The organism is Proteus mirabilis HI4320 (assembly GCF_000069965.1).
Classification (GTDB): Bacteria; Pseudomonadota; Gammaproteobacteria; order Enterobacterales; family Enterobacteriaceae; genus Proteus; species Proteus mirabilis.
This window is the reverse complement of sequence record NC_010554.1, coordinates 836,067-853,306: the sequence shown is the minus strand read 5'-3', so window position 1 is coordinate 853,306 and position 17,240 is coordinate 836,067. Positions and strand designations below refer to the sequence as shown.

The window sequence follows — 17,240 nt, the reverse complement described above, 5'->3', positions numbered from 1 at the left end:
TAGAATGTTAATGGGGTATTAATATGTGTAACTAATTTATTTGCTAATTGATGCTAACATACTCCCAAATTATGTTTAACGTGGTAAACTCAATAGAGATTTACAGCTTGTTTTTATGTCGCAGAGAAATATTAACGAATAGTGACGCATTATCATCATATTCGGGTATACTCTCCAACCTTAACGATTTAGCTGACATAAAAACGCTCCGTGAGGATGCTTGACGCGCTATGATTTTAGACGCTACACCGATTATTACATCACTGTTGGATACCGATGCATACAAGCTCCACATGCAACAGGCGGTTTACCATCATTATAGTGATATTCCTGTCGTTGCTGAATTCCGCTGCCGGAGTGATGAACGTCTAGGTGAATATGCAACAACCTTACGCCATCAAGTGGATATGATGGCAGACTTGTCATTAACTAATGAAGAGTTTGGCTATCTTCAAAGCCTGCCTTTCTTTAAAAATGACTATCTGCAATGGTTTAAACATTTTCGCTTTAAACCCGAGCAAGTGCATATCGCGACCACTGCTGACAATCAATTGACGATTAAGATAACTGGCCCTTGGCGTGAAGTTATTTTATGGGAAGTTCCTTTGTTAGCATTGGTGAGTGAAATTGTCCACCGTGCTCGTTCGCCACAAATCACCGCTGATGACGCCGTTATTCAATTACGCAAACTTATCGATATTTTCTATCGTGATGCGGCTGAACAACAGATTGATTTAGCGGATTTCAAATTGATGGATTTTGGTACTCGTCGTCGCTTTTCTTATGATGTGCAACGTGCCATTGTCGATGAATTAAAAAATCATTTCCCTTATCTTATCGGCACTAGTAACTATCATTTTGCTGAACGTATGCAACTGGCCCCCGTAGGCACACAAGCCCATGAATGGTTCCAAGCACATCAGCAAATTAGTCCTGAGCTTGCCAATAGTCAACGGGCTGCATTGCAATCATGGCTAGATGAATACCCAGATCAACTCGGTATTGCACTCACTGATTGTATCACTATGGATGCATTCCTGCGTGACTTTGATATGCCATTCGCCAGCCGTTATCAAGGGTTACGTCATGACTCAGGTGATCCGATTGAATGGGGTGAAAAAGCCATTGCTCATTATGAAAAGCTCGGTATCGATCCGATGAGTAAAGTATTGGTATTCTCTGATAGCCTCGACTTTCAGAAAGCCTTAGTACTTTATAAGCATTTCCATAAGCGTATCCGCTTAATTTTTGGTATCGGCACCAGATTGACTTGTAATATCCCGAATATTACACCTCTTAATATTGTGATTAAGCTGGTGGAGTGTAATGGTAAACCTGTTGCTAAATTATCAGATAGTCCAGGTAAAACCATTTGTGAAGATGATGAGTTTGTCGACAAGCTACGTAAAGCCTTTGATGTTCCTCTTGTTAGGCAAGCTTGTTAATAAAGATTAAATCGCTATTTATTCACTCTATCTATTCTATCTATAAAGAAAGGGCCAATATTGCCCTTTCTTTTTGCTATCACCCCCACTATTCGACTGATTTTACCTATTTTTAGCAAAATATTTTCTATAAAGGCTTTTCTCTTGCTGATTCCCTCTTTAAACTGAAATTTCCTACTTGTTTCCTGCGCTATTGCAAGTAACATAGAAAAACTGTCCGACAGGGGCAGAATGAATTTACTAAACAATTATTTTAATTAAACGAAGAGAGATTTATTTATGATCGTTGCGCCTGTAGTCGACGTACTGCAAGGCCGTATCGCGGTTGGCGAAGACGTCACCGTTCGCGGTTGGGTACGTACAAGAAGAGATTCAAAAGCTGGTATCTCATTCCTTACCGTCTATGACGGTTCCTGCTTTAATCCAGTACAGGCCATCATTAATAATAATTTACCGAATTATCAAGATGAAGTGCTGCACTTAACCACAGGTTGCTCTGTGGAAGTCACCGGTAAAATTGTTGAATCTCCGGGTCAAGGTCAGAACTTTGAAATTCATGCGACCAAAGTTGTGGTAGTAGGAATGGTTGATGATCCGGAAACTTATCCGATGGCCGCTAAACGTCACAGCGTTGAGTATCTGCGTGAAGTTGCTCATCTTCGTCCACGCACAAACTTAATTGGTGCTGTTGCACGTGTTCGCCATACCTTGGCACAAGCACTACATCGTTTCTTCGATGAGCAAGGCTTTTTCTGGGTTTCTACGCCATTAATTACGGCGGCGGATACCGAAGGTGCGGGTGAAATGTTCCGTGTCTCTACCTTAGATATGAACAACCTGCCACGTACTGATAAAGGTGAAGTTGATTTTAGCGAAGACTTTTTTGGTCGCGAAGCTTTCTTAACCGTATCAGGACAATTAAACGGCGAAACTTATGCCTCTGCATTAAGTAAAGTCTATACTTTCGGCCCAACTTTCCGCGCTGAGAATTCAAATACTAGTCGTCACTTGGCTGAATTCTGGATGGTTGAACCTGAAGTGGCTTTTGCTGATCTGAATGATATCGCCGGATTAGCAGAAAAAATGCTGAAATATGCCTTTTCTGCCGTGTTAGCTGAGCGCAGAGATGATATGGAGTTTTTTGCTCAACGCGTTGATAAAGAAGCCATTACACGTTTAGAGCACTTTATCGCTTCTGATTTCGCACAAATTGACTACACAGATGCGATTACTGTGTTAGAAAATTGCGGCCAGAAATTTGAAAACCCAGTTTATTGGGGTGTTGACCTCTCCTCCGAGCATGAGCGCTATCTTGCTGAGAAACACTTTAAAGCCCCTGTGGTTGTGAAGAACTACCCGAAAGATATCAAAGCATTCTATATGCGTATGAATGAAGACGGTAAAACAGTTGCGGCAATGGATGTGTTAGCACCAGGTATCGGTGAAATCATTGGTGGTTCTCAACGTGAAGAACGTTTAGAGATGTTTGATAAACGTTTAGCTGAGATGGGTATGAATAAAGAAGACTACTGGTGGTATCGTGATTTACGCCGTTATGGCACAGTACCACACTCTGGTTTTGGTCTCGGCTTTGAACGCTTAGTTGCTTATGTGACTGGTGTCACAAATATTCGTGAAGTGATCCCATTCCCACGTACACCAAGAAATGTCGATTTCTAATAGTTTGATTAATTAGTAGCCAACAAAAAACATTTGTGTTGCTGATTAATTGTACTAACTTTAGTTATACCAGAAGCCAACCTCAGGGTTGGCTTTTTTTATGCATGGCTACAATTTGATGGAAAAGTTCCCCCAAATACACACTTTGAAATACATTGTTACAATTTGTTACACTTTTTTCGATTTTGTAGCAAATTCGGGGTAGATAAAATTTTTTACCAATGGAACACTGTCACCCGACACAGACGACACTTAACTCTCATAAATAGTTCCATAAAAATTAAGAAACTATTTCTGGCAGTGGCAAAGGTGTCTGAATAACACCAATGAGGGTAATAATAATGATGAAGCGCAATATTCTTGCAGTGGTAATCCCAGCTTTAATGTTTGCTGGTGCAGCAAACGCAGCTGAAATGTACAACAAAGACGGCAACAAAGTAGATATCTACGGTAAAGTTGACGTTCGTCATTACTTCGCTGATGCTGATACTAAAGGCGATCATGAAAGCGGTGACGCTTCTCGTGCACGTATCGGTTTCAAAGGCGAAACTCAAATCAATAAAGATTTAACTGGTTTCGGTCGTTTTGAATACGAAGTTAAAACAAACACTACTGAAGGCGAGAACAAAGCTAAAACTCGTCTAGCATATGCTGGTCTGAAATTTGCTGACTTCGGTTCTTTAGATTACGGTCGTAACTACGGTGTAATTTATGACACCAACGCATGGACTGACGTTCTGCCTTTATGGGGTGGTGACTCCATGGCGCAAACTGACGTTTATATGACTAGCCGTACTACTGGCGTATTAACTTACCGTAACACCGATATGTTCGGTTATGTTGATGGTTTAAGCTTTGCTCTGCAATATCAAGGCAAAAATAACGAAAACACCAACAATAAACGTAAAGACAACGCTGAAGCAAATGGCGACGGTTTTGGTTTCTCTACAGCTTATAACTTAGGCTGGGGCGTAACACTGGGTGGTGGTTACTCAAGTTCTGCTCGTACTAACTGGCAAGAACATAAGAGTGATGCTACTGGTAAACGTGCTGAAGCATGGAACGTTGGTGGTAAATTCGAAGCTAACAATGTTTACTTAGCAGCAATGTACGGTGAAACCCGTAACATGAACTACTATGGTGACGGTGCAATTGCAAACAAAACTCAAAATATCGAGTTAACTGCACAGTATGACTTTGCTGATTTAGGTATCAAACCATCTTTAGGTTATGTTCAATCTAAAGGTAAAGATCTGAATAATGGTGTTGGCGGTCTGAAAGACAACAACCATGATTTAGTTAAATATATCTCTGTAGGTTCTTTCTACAAATTTAACAAAAACATGACTGCAGTTGTTGATTACAAAATCAACCTGTTAGATGAAGATGACTTCACTAAAGCTAACGGCGTTGCAACTGACAACGTAGTTGGTTTAGGTCTGACTTATCAGTTCTAATTACCCTTTAAGGTAATTAAACAGTCAAGTTAATTGATTTGAAAAGCAACACTTCGGTGTTGCTTTTTTATTTGCCTATCCTATTTATATTGCTCGCTTTTCTGTTCCTCCTTTTCTAATACCAAGATAAACAGTTTATTATACTAAACTATTGGTTATTTTTAGTGGTTATATTTACATGTTAATGTAATCACGAAAGATTTACTTATTTACATCTTGTTTTGCTATTTATTCTCACTTAGTTCACAACTTCTTGCTAATTTCTCTACAAACTGTTGGCAAACCGATTCTATAGCGTTACTCTTGTTACTCATAATTCGGCTTCGTTTTGAGCTTAGGGAATAATTACACTATGTTTGAGAAAATCATTGCTGCACCAGCCGATCCTATTCTGGGTTTAGCTGATAGTTTCCGTTCTGATACTCGTGAAAACAAAATTAACTTAGGGATTGGTGTTTATAAGGATGAAACAGGTAAAACACCTGTACTCACCACCGTTAAAAAAGCAGAAAAATATTTATTAGAAAACGAATCCACTAAAAATTATCTTCCTATTAGCGGTATTCCTGAGTTTGGTGCGGTCACTCAAGCACTGTTGTTTGGTGAACAACACCCTATCATCACAGAAAAACGTGCACGTACAGCACAAGCTCCGGGTGGTACTGGGGCATTACGTATTGCTGCGGACTTTATTGCTCAGCAAACTAATGCTAAACGTGTATGGATAAGTAACCCGACTTGGCCAAACCATAATAATATTTTTCAGACTGCAGGCTTAGAGATTTGCCAATATGATTATTATGATGCCGAAAGCCACGGTTTAGATTTTGAAGGTATGCTAGCTAGCCTACAAAATGCACAAGCAGGTGATGTTGTGCTGTTCCACGGATGTTGCCATAACCCAAGTGGTATTGACCCAACGTTAGAGCAATGGCGTCAATTGGCTGCCTTATCCGCAGAGAAAGGTTGGTTACCAGTATTTGACTTTGCTTACCAAGGTTTTGCTAATGGCCTTGAAGAAGACGCGCAAGGCTTACGCCTATTTGCTGAAAGCAATCCTGAGCTGATTGTTGCAAGCTCATATTCAAAAAACTTTGGCCTTTATAATGAGCGTGTAGGTGCTTGCACTATTGTCGCAAAAGAGAGCGATACTGCTGAGAAAGCATTTAGCCAAGCCAAAGCGATTATTCGCGCAAACTACTCTAATCCACCGGCACATGGTGCATCTGTGGTGACCACTATTTTATCTAACCCAGAGTTAAAAGAAGAGTGGATTGAAGAGCTCACCACAATGCGTGAGCGCATTCAGCGTATGCGTCAATTGCTGGTGACAACCTTACAAGAAAAAGGCGCAAAACAAGATTTCAGCTTTATTATTGACCAAAATGGTATGTTCTCATTTAGTGGCCTTAATAAAGAGCAAGTTGAACGTCTACGTGCTGAATATGGTATTTATATTGTCGGCTCTGGTCGTATTAATGTCGCAGGCTTAACACTGGAAAATATGGTTCCATTGTGTGAAGCCATTGTCGCTGTACTTTAATGGCTTTTTCATCGTTTTAAAGCATACAGTTAAATAACACGTTTTATAACCCAACAGCGTTTAATTAGATACGTTGTTGGGTTTTTTATTGTTTTATTCGTGCTGTGGGAAAAAACCATACTGAATTTGTTTTGAAAGCCGTTCGACGTTCAGCTGAAGAAACACTGAAAGATCTGCGAGTCATAAATGTTAATCCCGAAGTTTATCAGGAATTTATCAACCCGCTTGATGCAACACTTGTAAGCAACGAGACATTACGAAAAACAGTGATGTCTAAATCCCCTTAAGAGGAATGACATTGAAACTGACAGCACCTGAACCACTCAAAATAGGCCATATGCTGGAGGTTTTTCCTCCGGTGAAAAGGCTTTAGAACTCTGGAGGGGTAAGTTCCAATAAGGCCTTGATGTTCACAATAATCCTATTATTTATAAGGTCTCACTATCTTATGCCAAGCGGTTCCATCATACAGATCAACATTATAATCATCAGCTACAACTAAAATCCCATCGCGGACATCCATATGACCTGAGGCGATAACATTTCTATCACCATCCTTGGGACGGACCATTTCTTTACCATTCCAACACTGTAAGCGATAGTCATCACATGCCCACACTTTATCTTCAAACCAGCGTAACTGATTCAGTAAAATAGCCGAACTGCCGTGATAAAGTTTTTCCCATTGGTATTCACGCCCTCGCCATAAACTGCCCCCTTCACCGCCGATATACACATAACCATCAGGGGCACACAATACTGCACTTAATTGCTCATTAGAGGGAAAACCACAAGGGATCCAGATTTCGCCATTATAATGCCAAACATCACCTGCACCGCCAACGGCATACATATCCTGCTCAGAGAAACCATCGAGATCAGTGAATCCCATATCTGTATTGGTTTCTCCTCCTGGTATCCCATGTTGAATTCTCTGCCATTTTCCAATATCCACTCGTTTATAAATTTCGCGCGAAGTACCAACATAATAAGCATATCCACCAACACATTTAATATTTTTAGGATTTGCATAGTCACCATCCATAACTTTTTCTAGCGGAAATTTAGATCCACTGCCCATACACTTGACAAACCCACCATCGCCTCTAGATGCAAGCATCCCTTGTTCTTTCGGTTTTAAACAAATACCTACTTTAGGATTATCGAACCCTTCAATTCTAATATAATCAATCGGGTCATCTGGTGTGTCTAAATAAATACATAATAACTGTGAGGGGATTTCGCTGTTCCATAAATTTCGAGCCTTTTCGTATGGAATATCTTTGCGCAAACAAAAGTACACAATATTTTTATCTCGGATTGCACAACCAGTAAAAATATATCCCTTGATATATTTGGCCCAATGTTTATTAGTTATATACTCCATTATCTTTCTTTCCCTTTTTCAGTTGTTATAGGATCTCATCTAGAGCCTTTTGTACACTTTATCCGGCTCATGTTGGTGATAGGTCATTGTATTGGCAATCGCACTGGCTTTCCATAACCGTTTTCAATCCGGCGCCCTAAGATATCGTAGCGGTATTCCCCTCGCTGATACCCTAAGAGCCTTTGGTCGATATCCACTGCGATAATACGGTGGTCACTGTCATAGTGATAGCGTTGCCCCGAGCTACTGCCTTTTTCATAGCGGGAGACCATGCGACCAAAACCGTCGTAGCGATAATCAAATTTATCACTACCTTGTACTTGGTTATGCGGTGCTTCGGTGTGCGGACGGGTCAGTAAATTGGCCGCCGCATCATACAGAAAGTGTTCGGTTTGCACCGACCCTAAATGCGCCGTCAACTGCCCCAGTGGGTCGTACTGATAACTGTGGTAGTACCAATGTCCGGCGGTAAAAACCTCGCCCGTTTGACCATAACTGACACTGCGCTCGATAAGTTGGTTGCGTTTATCCCAACGGTAACGACGGTCTATCACCGGGGTCACAAACTGTGAGGTATTCATTTGGCGCGCCACTTGGTGCGTAATACGTCCCCGACAGTCATAGCCCGTTTCATTGTCTAAGGCGCCACTGGTGCGCAACGTTTCTCGGTGTAAACGGTCTCGTTGGTATTCCGCCAATACCGTCAGTTGCTCATTATCTCGCCATTGCGTTTGTTGTAAATGCCCAGAGCCGTAATACAGGTATTCAAATGCCCGTTGATGGGGCAACTCGGTGCGAGTGATATTACCCAGCACATCATAGTGATGCTGATAATCACCGCGGGCGCTGGCTTCTCGAACCAACTGCCCCACTTTATCGTAGGTAAAGGTCAGGGCGTCTTGATACTCTACGCGGGCAGTGGTGCCGGTGCGTTCGGCTTCATGCCATACCGCCATGGGGACTCGGCGTAACGTCACACTCAAAGGTTGATAAAGGTATTCCGTGCGATAATCGGCGTTTTCTCGAAACAGCAACCGTCCCACTTTATCGTAACCGAAAGTGGTCACCTGCGGGGATAAGGGTATCGGCGTATCAACGCAAGGCCCCGGGGTGGTTTTTATCTGGGTGACATTCCCCATCACATCGTACTGATAGTGCTTTTGTTGTCCGATAAGATCATGTTCATCAGTTAAACGATGCAAGGCATCATACTCAAAGCGGTACTGCTCGCCCTGTTCATTCTCCAGCGCCTGCATACGCCCGAAAGTATCATAGTGAAAATGCAACCAATGCCCTGCCGGATCGCGTCGGGCTATCACTTGCCCACGACGGTTACGGCGCAACAGAATATGGCGCTCTCCGGCATCCGTTATTCCCACTAATTGCCCGGTGGCATCATAGTCATAACGGTTTTCTGTCCCATCCGGTAAGCGCTCTGTTAACAACAACCCCGCTTCACTAAAGGTGTAAGTCGTGGTTTCATTCTGTGCATTGGTCAACGAGCGCAGTTGTCCCCAATCATCGTAGGTCAAGGTGGTGGGGTAACCCGAACAGTCCCGTTGCTCGATTAACTGACCGCGGGCATTATAGCGATAGTGGGTTTCATTACCCTTAGCATCCACTTGCCCCAGACACAGGCCTTGGTCATCCCACGCCAAGCGCGTGATATGGCCAAGCGGGTCAATCACACGACGAATATCGCCGTGCTCATTGTACTCCCAATGCCAAGCCGCCCCATTTGGCAAAGTTTGTGCCGTGGGAAACGCAAAATCTTTGTCCCAATCATAGCAAGTCGATTGTTGTTCGGGATCGGTCGATTGGGTTAAATTACCGCGCTCATCATAGGTATACCCCCATTCACTGCCATCTGGGGCTATTGCTTTCGTTAATAAGCGGCTGGTATCCCATTCAAACCACCACGTTTCATTCAATGCATTGGTGTATTCGATAATTTGCTGTTGTTCATTCCAGCGACGGAAGGTGGTTTCGCCCCCCGTTTCCACGGTGGTGAGGGTTCGTTGAGCTAAATCATACGTCAGTTCGGTATGCTCTAAACAGCGTTTACCGTCTTTAAGCCAGTGCTCAACCACTCGCCACTCAGGTTCATTGTCTTCAATGGTAAAGGCATCAAAACGTTGCCACCGATAATGACTACTGACCCCTGCGGCATATTGGTGCATGGCCATTAAACCCGATTCATCATCCCAGCCAAAACGACGAGTCACTCGCTTATCCGCATTAGTGACTTGCACTAAACGCTGTTGTGCATCATAAGTATAAGTGACCAGCGTTTTTTCTTCTTGTCCTTGGTGGCGGGTCACCGACTGTAAGCGTTGGGTGATTTCATCATAATGTAACCGGATATCGGTCAGATACGCATCATCATGAATTTGTACCAATTCACCGTCATTAGCATAGCGGTAGTGTAAAGCGTTATTATGACGATCAGCACTTTTCATTAAGCGCAGTGTATTGATTTTATGTGGATTGGCTTCGAAAAGTTGATAATCACCTTCCGCCGATTCAACAAGGAAAAGATTGTTTGTCGTGCGATAGACGGTAAAGCCTTCATCTTGATAGAACACTTTCTGTCCAAGGGCGATTTTTCCTAACGCTAAACGCCTCCCTGACATGTCATGATATTGACATCCTCCACGCCCTAAAGGACGTGGATCCCTACTGCGTTCAGACTGATGTCTGAATCACCTCGGCGGGTTCCTGCTTCGACGGGCGGTCTGACTGCACCCTCCCTCCACAGGCAATCACGGCATGTCCTGCCGCTAAAATGTTACGTGCCCCGTTGATATCAGCATTCGCTGTATATCCACATTCAAGGCACTCGAATTGACTTTGTGACTGCCGGTTTTCCTTTGCTGTATGACCACAGCAAGCGCACTTCTGACTGGTGTAGGTATTGCCAGTACCTGACCACCTCGCCAGAGCTGCTTGTACTCAAGCTGACGGCGCATTTCATACCAGCCCTGCTCCAGTATTGAGCGGTTTAAACCAGATTTAGCTTTTACGTTCCGTCCATGCCGTTCTGTCGTACCTTTTGCCGATTTAGACATGTTACTGACCTTTAAGTCCTCAATGACAATCATTGCGTGGTTTTTGCTGATTTCGTTGGTGACTTTGTGAAGGTAGTCTTTCCTGATATTGGCAATATGAGAATGCAGACGTTGAATTTTGCGCTTTTGTTTTTGCCAGTTGGCACTGAATTGGATTTTACGGCTTAATTTCCGTTGAAGCCTTGCCAGCTTTCGCTGGTTTACTTTAAAACTGCTGACGGGCGGGTATACCGTACCGTCTGAAAGCGTGGCCAGTTTTGTAACGCCTGCATCAAGCCCGACTATTGAGGTTGATTCATGTTGTGGTTCTGTCGCTTCATACTCAGTCTGAATGCTGACGTACCATTTACCGCATGACTGACTGACCGTGACGTTTCTTACTTCTCCGACGACTTCACGACTGTTGCGGTAGCGCATCCATCCCAACTTTGGCAATGATATACGACTATTGGATTGATCGAGCTTCACGCCCTGCGGGTAGCGAAAAGCCTCATTTTTACCGCGTTTCTTGAATCGAGGAAACGCGGTACGCTTCTGGAAAAAATTCTTGTAAGCCCGTTCCAAATCTTTAAGTGACTGTTGTAACGGTTGTGATGGGGCTTCCTTCAACCATTGTGTCTCTGTGTCAGATTTCCACTCAATGAGCCATGAAGCCATTTTTGTATAGGGAATGTATTTATTCCCTGCTTCGTAATTCTCATTCTGACGTGCTAATGCCCGATTGAAAACAAAACGACAAGCCCCTGCAAAGCGTCTCATCTCACGCTCTTGCTGACCATTGGGTCTTAACTGGAATTTAAAGGCTTGTAGACGTTTCATATTATCTATTATACTTTGGTCTATGAAAAATGAAACTAATATTCGCCGTGTCAGACATTGTGTATTCCTGATGCACGTCCATTTGGTCTTTGTCACAAAATACAGGCGAAAAATATTTGATCAGGATGCCATTGAAAAATTGCGAGGCTACTTTGCCAGTGTTTGTGCTGATTTTGATGTTGAACTGGTTGAAATGGATGGGGAACGGGATCACGTTCATTTACTGATTAATTACCCGCCAAAACTGGCGATATCTAATCTGGTTAACAGCCTTAAAGGGGTATCGAGTCGATTACTTCGACGTGATCGTCCTGATATTGCCCAACGTGATTACTACAAGGGGGTTCTTTGGTCGCCAAGTTATTTCGCGGGGAGTTGTGGTGGCGCAGCAATATCCATTATCCGCCAGTACATTGAGCAACAGGAAACACCTCGTTAGTTAAAAAACCGCGCCTTATATCCCCTATCCCCGACCTGAAGGACGGGGTTTTACGGTGCTTTGGATAAATATTTTCATTCTCAAGCCCTTTACCCGTGTCGTCAATTGTCAATCACTTGGTTACTTTCCCCTATTATTCATTTTAGTAAATTAATATATCGTCCTTTTAGGGAGGTCGGGGGCAATTAAATAATCTCTAATTCCGGGATCAAATTCAACTTTCATTACTTTATCTGAATTTAGAATACTCACAATTGTTTCCAATCCTGGCCTAATGGGGCCCAAAAAATGGATATCCTCTTTTTTTTGTATAAGAAGAACAGGGATTATATCAAGGTCAATCTCACTGACTAACTCTGGATATTCATCAATATCAATCCAAATAAAACAGTCATCAATAAACTTTTCAGAGAGTAGCGTAAAAGTATCTTTCCATGATTCACAATTATTACACCAAGATGCACAAAAGCTTATTACTAATTTTTTTCCAAAAGCTGATTGATAGCGAATATTATCTTTATTTAAATCTGGATAATTAATCATATCAACTCCTTATTTTTAATTCGATTAAAAAAACAAAAATCATTATATTTATTTTCTTTATTCATATGACATAAATGCCAATTTGCTATATGCCTTTCAAGCTGATAACCCTTTTTAATAATCTTTTCACAATGTTGAATAGATACTGGTTTACCAAGAATAATTTTTCCTTTTAAGTTCAATAACTTTATGGTTTCTTTAACCTTTTTAATATTAATATTATTAACACCTGAAGAAAGGAAACGAACTCGACTATCCACAGCTAATTCAACTTTTTCAGGAGAAGAGTATGTTAATTCAGGCGAATTGACATCAATACCTGTAAGAATACAAATTCCCTTATAAGCCAGCCTCGATAATTCGGGGTTATCTAAATAATTGATAAGATCAGGAAGATATTCTGCATGACATGAATGAGTATAATAAATAATATTCAAATATTCAGGATACAAACTCGGAGGTGCTATTAATTTATTATTAGTGGACGATATACATCCCATTAAACGGACTAAGTTTTCTATTTTTTGAGAATGAATTAAGCTTTGATTTCCTTTAGGTGTATTCTCTTCCAAATATAATGGTAAAAGTTGAGATAACGCTATATAATTATATTCATTATCATTTGAAAGCCAACACATCGCATCTATGGCAGCATATTTTACAGCAATATCTGTCGAGCTATTTACTAACATTCTAATATTTTCGGAAAAGCTTATTAGCTTCATTTTTTTTACATAATAACATAATGCGATTTTAATTTCTTTTGAGGGAAGATTTAAATAATATAATAATTTATCATGATGGATTAGCTCCTGATGATGTGCTTTTATTTTTAATAAAGCGACAATGAATATGTCAGGCTCTCGTTCTTTCAGTAGTGCTAATTGTGCAGTTCTAGCGTTTATCTCAACACGGAGCAGTGCCTCCAACGAACCAATAACAGCATTAAATCCTAGTTCTTTTATCATCAACCAAAAACGATCAAACTCTTTTTCACTATCTAACTCATTAAAAAGTAAAGTATAGATAAAAGCTTCCTCATGTCCTTTCCAACGTAATAGTGCGATTCGAGCTTCATCTAAACCTTTTTCTTTTGCACAACATAAGCCATCAACATTAGCATTTAATAATGCATTAAAATAATTAAATTTATCCACATTAATTAATGACGAATAACGACTTTCATACAAAGTCTTATAATAAAAGATTGCATTGTTCAGATGCTGTCTAATTATCGGGGGTGGGGTTGGAAACATAATTGTTGACATAATTTATCCACTCAATAATCCTATTATTTATAAGGTCTCACTATCTTATGCCAAGCGGTTCCATCATACAGATCAACATTATAATCATCAGCTACAACTAAAATCCCATCGCGGACATCCATATGACCTGAGGCGATAACATTTTTATCACCATCCTTGGGACGGACCATTTCTTTACCATTCCAACACTGTAAACGGTAGTCATCACATGCCCACACTTTATCTTCAAACCAGCGTAACTGATTCAGTAAAATAGTCGAACTGCCGTGATAAAGTTTTTCCCATTGATATTCACGCCCACACCATAAACTGCCCCCTTCACCGCCAATATACACATAACCATCAGGGGCACATAAAACTGCACTTAATTGCTCATTAGAGGGAAAACCACAGGGGATCCAGATTTCGCCATTATAATGCCAAACATCGCCTTCACCGCCAACGGCATACATATCCTGCTCAGAAAAACCATCGAGATCAGTGAACCCCATATCTGTATTGGTTTCTCCTCCTGGTATCCCATGTTGAATTCTCTGCCATTTCCCAATATCCACACGTTTATAAATTTTGCGTGCAGAGCCAACATAATAAGCATATCCACCAACACATTTAATATTTTTAGGGTTTGCATAGTCACCATCCATAACTTTTTCTGGTGGCAAATTAGCACCACTGCCTACACACACCACAACACCATCATCACCTCTAGATGCAAGCATCCCTTGTTCTTTCGGTTTTAAGCAAACACCTACTTTAGGATTATCAAATCCAGTAATACTCGCATACCCTGTAGGTGTGACTGGTGTATCTAAATAGATAGCTAATAACATACTAGGTATTTCACTGTTCCATAAGTTTCGAGCCTTTTCGTATGGAATATCTTTGCGCAAACAAAAGTACACAATATTTTTATTTCGGATTGCACAACCAGTAATTATCCAACCTTTCAGAACCTCTTTCCAAGTTTTTTCTTTTATATATGTCATAAATCACCTATCTAGTTCGTTATATTTTATGTTATTACCCCTCGAGTCTTTCGCGGGTAATCTTGCATCTTTGCATATTGATAAATAATAACTTTCTAATTGAGCTCTAATACATCTATTGGAACAATCAGCATATGGAAACGTTTTTTTATGGGCATTAACGGCAGCATCAATAGCTTGTTGCATACTCATAGTGTTATTATTTAATCGATTATTTTCAACTAAATAAGTAATTTCATCATCCATCGCCATATGAATACGCCCATGACTACCACTATGCCAAGACGTACCTTCCACACAAACAGTAGGGGCTATGGACTCCTCATAATTCTTACATGTCTCTCTTAACAAATGAGAGTAAATTAAATGATGCCCCGTTTGTCCTTGGCAACATCCTCCTTTTTTCGCGGTCTCTACTTTACTTCCTCTGGCACCTTTTTTTATCGCATTTTTTACAGAATAAGGGACTAAATTGCATTTTCTTGCTCGAACACAAGCATTTAAGCTAGCAAGAATATCTTGTGCATCTTCAGCCAATTTTTGTGCTTTTTCTAGCTGCTCTTCAGGTGATAAGTTTTTATAATTTTCAGTTTGTTCGATCAATTTTTTTATATCATCCGCTTTTTCAGATAAGACTTTAACTTGTTCTAGTCCCTCTTCAGCAGCTGATTTAATAGTGCTAACCTCAAAACCTGCATAGACTGCATCACCAAGTGTCCATGCGGCCATTGCCGCATTTCCCCAACCTGGAACTGAGCTACCTGCTACTTGTTTTATTCCAGCCTTTGTGATTACCTTACCGAATGCTTTTGATGCGGCATCCTTTGCCATATCAGTAAGTTTACTTTTTAATGCACTAACATAATCTAATTCGCTTTTTAATGCGTCTATCGAATCAGAAATATCATCCATAAACTCTTTAGCAACTTTTTTAGGATCTTTCCCTGACATTTTTATTTCTAACCCAGCACAATGATCCTCCGTCCAGTGCCATTTATTGCTATTTTTTTTATTTTGTATTTTTTTTCTTCTTGCTAATGCTTTTCTAAGCGCACTTTCTTTTTTTAACTCTTGTTGGACATCCGAGTTATCCTTATCGGGTTTACAGCGCTTTTCAATCTGTGTATTTTCTTTGCTACAATCTTTAATACCGCCCAAAACCCCTCGAGAAATATACGGAAATGTCGGTGTGTTAGATGGAAAAGAGCCATGATTATGTGACATAAGATCTTGATGACGTGCAACACCATATCCTTCAAACTTCACATTAAGTGACCATGACCGAAAATAGGCTTTACCTTTAATAACGCCTGTTATCACGCCTTTGGCTAACCCATTAGTTGCTGGCTCATCTCCTGTACTAATAGAAAAGAATGAACGATCTTCTTGTGCAACCATACTATTTCGGATAAAAACAGTCGCTGTACCATTTGATAAAGCATCTGCGCTAGAGGTGTTAGGATAAGGAACCACTGAGGGGCCAGGAGACCAGCAAGGATCTGGAAACGCGGCCGTTGATACACCATCGGATGCTTTAGAGCAAATTTCTCGTCCGTTAACATAAACTCGCGTATCCATCTACTTTACCTCTTGATATTGTAAAATGATCGCTGTTCGTTCTCCGCTATCCGCGCTTGATATTATCAATCCAGTATTCCCGGGTCCTTCAGGGTGCTTCATCCACTCCGATAATATCGCTAACATAATCACACTACTCGCAGCACCTGTTTCACCGACACTTTTAGCAATTAAATAATGGGGGTAATGTTCTACTTTTTCTTTTAATGTCCGCGTAATAGCTAACGCAACTTCTTTAAAGTAAAAAGCTTCACCATTTGCATTGCTCATACAAAATTGAGTGTCATGTAAAAGAAGATTTGACCGTTGGCAAGCTTGTTCAATAGCATTTGATAAACTTTTCACTCTTAAAGGCAATTTAGTTTGCAAAATATGAGCTACTTCTAATTGAGTATCAAAACCAAGAATAGTAACGTATTCTTTACTATTATTATTGCTTGTTAATGTAAATGCAACAGAAGCCGCTCCCTCGCCTGGAATAAAACCGTCACTATTTTCCGAATGCAATAATCTATTTGTATTCGTATAATATCGAATCGTTTCTGCATTAAAATAACTATCACAACCAACTAATAATGCAATATGAGTGGTTTTTTCTGATAATATTCGCTGTAAAAAAGGCAACGCTTCCCCAATACCTGCTTTTCCACGACATAACGCGATAGAGCTTTTATGAAAGCGAGGCAATATAGCGTCAGTAACTATACTTAACCATTGTGGGAAAATACCTAGACGTTCTTCTTCTGGTAAAAGTAAACAGATAACAATATTTTCTTTATTGATAGCAATATTCGCCAATGAATCATCAATGACTTTATTTAATAACGCAATTAATCGAGCAGGTCCCCATACCTGATAATCATATAACAAAGAGCCAACAATAGGCTGATTTAGCGTATCTCGAAAATGAGTTTCACGGAAATGATCTAATCCTGAACGAATGGCTGCTGTTGCTGAATAAATATCTGTACCAACGGGAGTACATAACCCAGCAGCAACAATGGATAAATAATTTTTATTTTTCATC

Annotated in this window: 14 protein-coding genes and 1 pseudogene; 6 read left to right on the top strand and 9 right to left on the bottom strand. The window is 40.7% G+C overall.

All coding sequences use genetic code 11. From position 1 onward, the window contains the following. Positions 1–230 precede the first annotated feature (230 nt). Complete coding sequence (gene pncB / locus PMI_RS03775) at positions 231–1,445, top strand: nicotinate phosphoribosyltransferase (RefSeq protein WP_004244666.1); 1,215 nt, start codon at positions 231–233, stop codon at positions 1,443–1,445. Between the two features lie 14 nt (positions 1,446–1,459). Here the strand turns inward: pncB and PMI_RS03770 are convergent, their stop codons facing one another. After that, entirely contained in the window at positions 1,460–1,651 is a 192-nt protein-coding gene (locus PMI_RS03770) for a hypothetical protein (RefSeq protein WP_004244665.1), read from the bottom strand. A 73-nt stretch (positions 1,652–1,724) separates the two neighbouring features. On the opposite strand from PMI_RS03770, the gene asnS reads away from it, so the two are divergent. The 4 genes from asnS to PMI_RS19755 all read left to right on the top strand — a co-directional run bounded on the left by asnS (position 1,725) and on the right by PMI_RS19755 (position 6,412). Continuing rightward, on the top strand, positions 1,725–3,125 hold the full coding sequence (gene asnS, locus PMI_RS03765) for an asparagine--tRNA ligase (protein WP_004244664.1): 1,401 nt from the start codon (positions 1,725–1,727) through the stop codon (positions 3,123–3,125). 341 nt (positions 3,126–3,466) lie between these two features. Next, positions 3,467–4,582: a porin gene (locus PMI_RS03760; protein WP_004247675.1), complete on the top strand. Its 1,116-nt coding sequence runs from the start codon at positions 3,467–3,469 to the stop codon at positions 4,580–4,582. 352 nt (positions 4,583–4,934) lie between these two features. After that, positions 4,935–6,125, top strand: a complete 1,191-nt coding sequence (locus PMI_RS03755) for an amino acid aminotransferase (protein ID WP_012367734.1) — start codon at positions 4,935–4,937, stop codon at positions 6,123–6,125. A 104-nt stretch (positions 6,126–6,229) separates the two neighbouring features. Then, positions 6,230–6,412, top strand: a complete 183-nt coding sequence (locus tag PMI_RS19755; RefSeq protein ID WP_004244661.1) for a type II toxin-antitoxin system TacA family antitoxin — start codon at positions 6,230–6,232, stop codon at positions 6,410–6,412. A gap of 137 nt (positions 6,413–6,549) precedes the next feature. Here the strand turns inward: PMI_RS19755 and PMI_RS03750 are convergent, their stop codons facing one another. The 3 genes and pseudogenes from PMI_RS03750 to PMI_RS03740 all read right to left on the bottom strand — a co-directional run bounded on the left by PMI_RS03750 (position 6,550) and on the right by PMI_RS03740 (position 11,399). Continuing rightward, entirely contained in the window at positions 6,550–7,512 is a 963-nt protein-coding gene (locus tag PMI_RS03750; protein ID WP_012367733.1) for a hypothetical protein, read from the bottom strand. 83 nt (positions 7,513–7,595) lie between these two features. Beyond that, positions 7,596–10,145 carry an RHS repeat domain-containing protein gene (locus tag PMI_RS03745; RefSeq protein ID WP_012367732.1) on the bottom strand — a complete coding sequence of 850 codons (2,550 nt, stop codon included), beginning with the start codon at positions 10,143–10,145 and terminating at the stop codon, positions 7,596–7,598. Positions 10,146–10,197: 52 nt separating this feature from the next. Beyond that, positions 10,198–11,399, bottom strand: a pseudogene (locus PMI_RS03740) (RNA-guided endonuclease InsQ/TnpB family protein). 22 nt (positions 11,400–11,421) lie between these two features. On the opposite strand from PMI_RS03740, the gene tnpA reads away from it, so the two are divergent. Then, positions 11,422–11,838: an IS200/IS605 family transposase gene (tnpA, locus tag PMI_RS03735; RefSeq protein WP_012367730.1), complete on the top strand. Its 417-nt coding sequence runs from the start codon at positions 11,422–11,424 to the stop codon at positions 11,836–11,838. Between the two features lie 150 nt (positions 11,839–11,988). Here tnpA and PMI_RS03730 read toward each other — a convergent pair whose 3' ends face one another. Genes PMI_RS03730 through PMI_RS03710 form a run of 5 tightly spaced genes read right to left on the bottom strand, consistent with a single transcriptional unit; the run spans position 11,989 to position 17,239 of the window. Continuing rightward, positions 11,989–12,381 (bottom strand): thioredoxin family protein, encoded by a 393-nt coding sequence (locus PMI_RS03730; protein WP_004244639.1) that lies wholly within the window; start codon positions 12,379–12,381, stop codon positions 11,989–11,991. Further along, on the bottom strand, positions 12,378–13,649 hold the full coding sequence (locus tag PMI_RS03725; RefSeq protein ID WP_012367729.1) for a hypothetical protein: 1,272 nt from the start codon (positions 13,647–13,649) through the stop codon (positions 12,378–12,380). The genes PMI_RS03730 and PMI_RS03725 overlap by 4 nt, the downstream gene beginning before the upstream one ends. Before the next feature lie 23 nt (positions 13,650–13,672). Continuing rightward, complete coding sequence (locus tag PMI_RS03720) at positions 13,673–14,635, bottom strand: hypothetical protein (RefSeq protein ID WP_012367728.1); 963 nt, start codon at positions 14,633–14,635, stop codon at positions 13,673–13,675. Positions 14,636–14,638: 3 nt separating this feature from the next. Beyond that, on the bottom strand, positions 14,639–16,213 hold the full coding sequence (locus PMI_RS03715) for a PAAR-like domain-containing protein (RefSeq protein WP_012367727.1): 1,575 nt from the start codon (positions 16,211–16,213) through the stop codon (positions 14,639–14,641). Beyond that, positions 16,214–17,239: a 3-oxoacyl-ACP synthase gene (locus PMI_RS03710; protein WP_012367726.1), complete on the bottom strand. Its 1,026-nt coding sequence runs from the start codon at positions 17,237–17,239 to the stop codon at positions 16,214–16,216. It lies immediately after the preceding gene. Position 17,240 lies beyond the last annotated feature (1 nt).

Excerpts from the sequence above, each read along its gene's own strand:
- pncB (WP_004244666.1), top strand. The coding sequence starts at position 231 with ATGATTTTAGACGCTACACCGATTATTACATCACTGTTGGATACCGAT.
- PMI_RS03770 (WP_004244665.1), bottom strand. The coding sequence starts at position 1,651 with ATGTTACTTGCAATAGCGCAGGAAACAAGTAGGAAATTTCAGTTTAAA.
- asnS (WP_004244664.1), top strand. The coding sequence starts at position 1,725 with ATGATCGTTGCGCCTGTAGTCGACGTACTGCAAGGCCGTATCGCGGTT.
- PMI_RS03760 (WP_004247675.1), top strand. The coding sequence starts at position 3,467 with ATGATGAAGCGCAATATTCTTGCAGTGGTAATCCCAGCTTTAATGTTT.
- PMI_RS03755 (WP_012367734.1), top strand. The coding sequence starts at position 4,935 with ATGTTTGAGAAAATCATTGCTGCACCAGCCGATCCTATTCTGGGTTTA.
- PMI_RS03750 (WP_012367733.1), bottom strand. The coding sequence starts at position 7,512 with ATGGAGTATATAACTAATAAACATTGGGCCAAATATATCAAGGGATAT.
- PMI_RS03745 (WP_012367732.1), bottom strand. The coding sequence starts at position 10,145 with ATGTCAGGGAGGCGTTTAGCGTTAGGAAAAATCGCCCTTGGACAGAAA.
- tnpA (WP_012367730.1), top strand. The coding sequence starts at position 11,422 with ATGAAAAATGAAACTAATATTCGCCGTGTCAGACATTGTGTATTCCTG.
- PMI_RS03730 (WP_004244639.1), bottom strand. The coding sequence starts at position 12,381 with ATGATTAATTATCCAGATTTAAATAAAGATAATATTCGCTATCAATCA.
- PMI_RS03725 (WP_012367729.1), bottom strand. The coding sequence starts at position 13,649 with ATGTCAACAATTATGTTTCCAACCCCACCCCCGATAATTAGACAGCAT.
- PMI_RS03720 (WP_012367728.1), bottom strand. The coding sequence starts at position 14,635 with ATGACATATATAAAAGAAAAAACTTGGAAAGAGGTTCTGAAAGGTTGG.
- PMI_RS03715 (WP_012367727.1), bottom strand. The coding sequence starts at position 16,213 with ATGGATACGCGAGTTTATGTTAACGGACGAGAAATTTGCTCTAAAGCA.
- PMI_RS03710 (WP_012367726.1), bottom strand. The coding sequence starts at position 17,239 with ATGAAAAATAAAAATTATTTATCCATTGTTGCTGCTGGGTTATGTACT.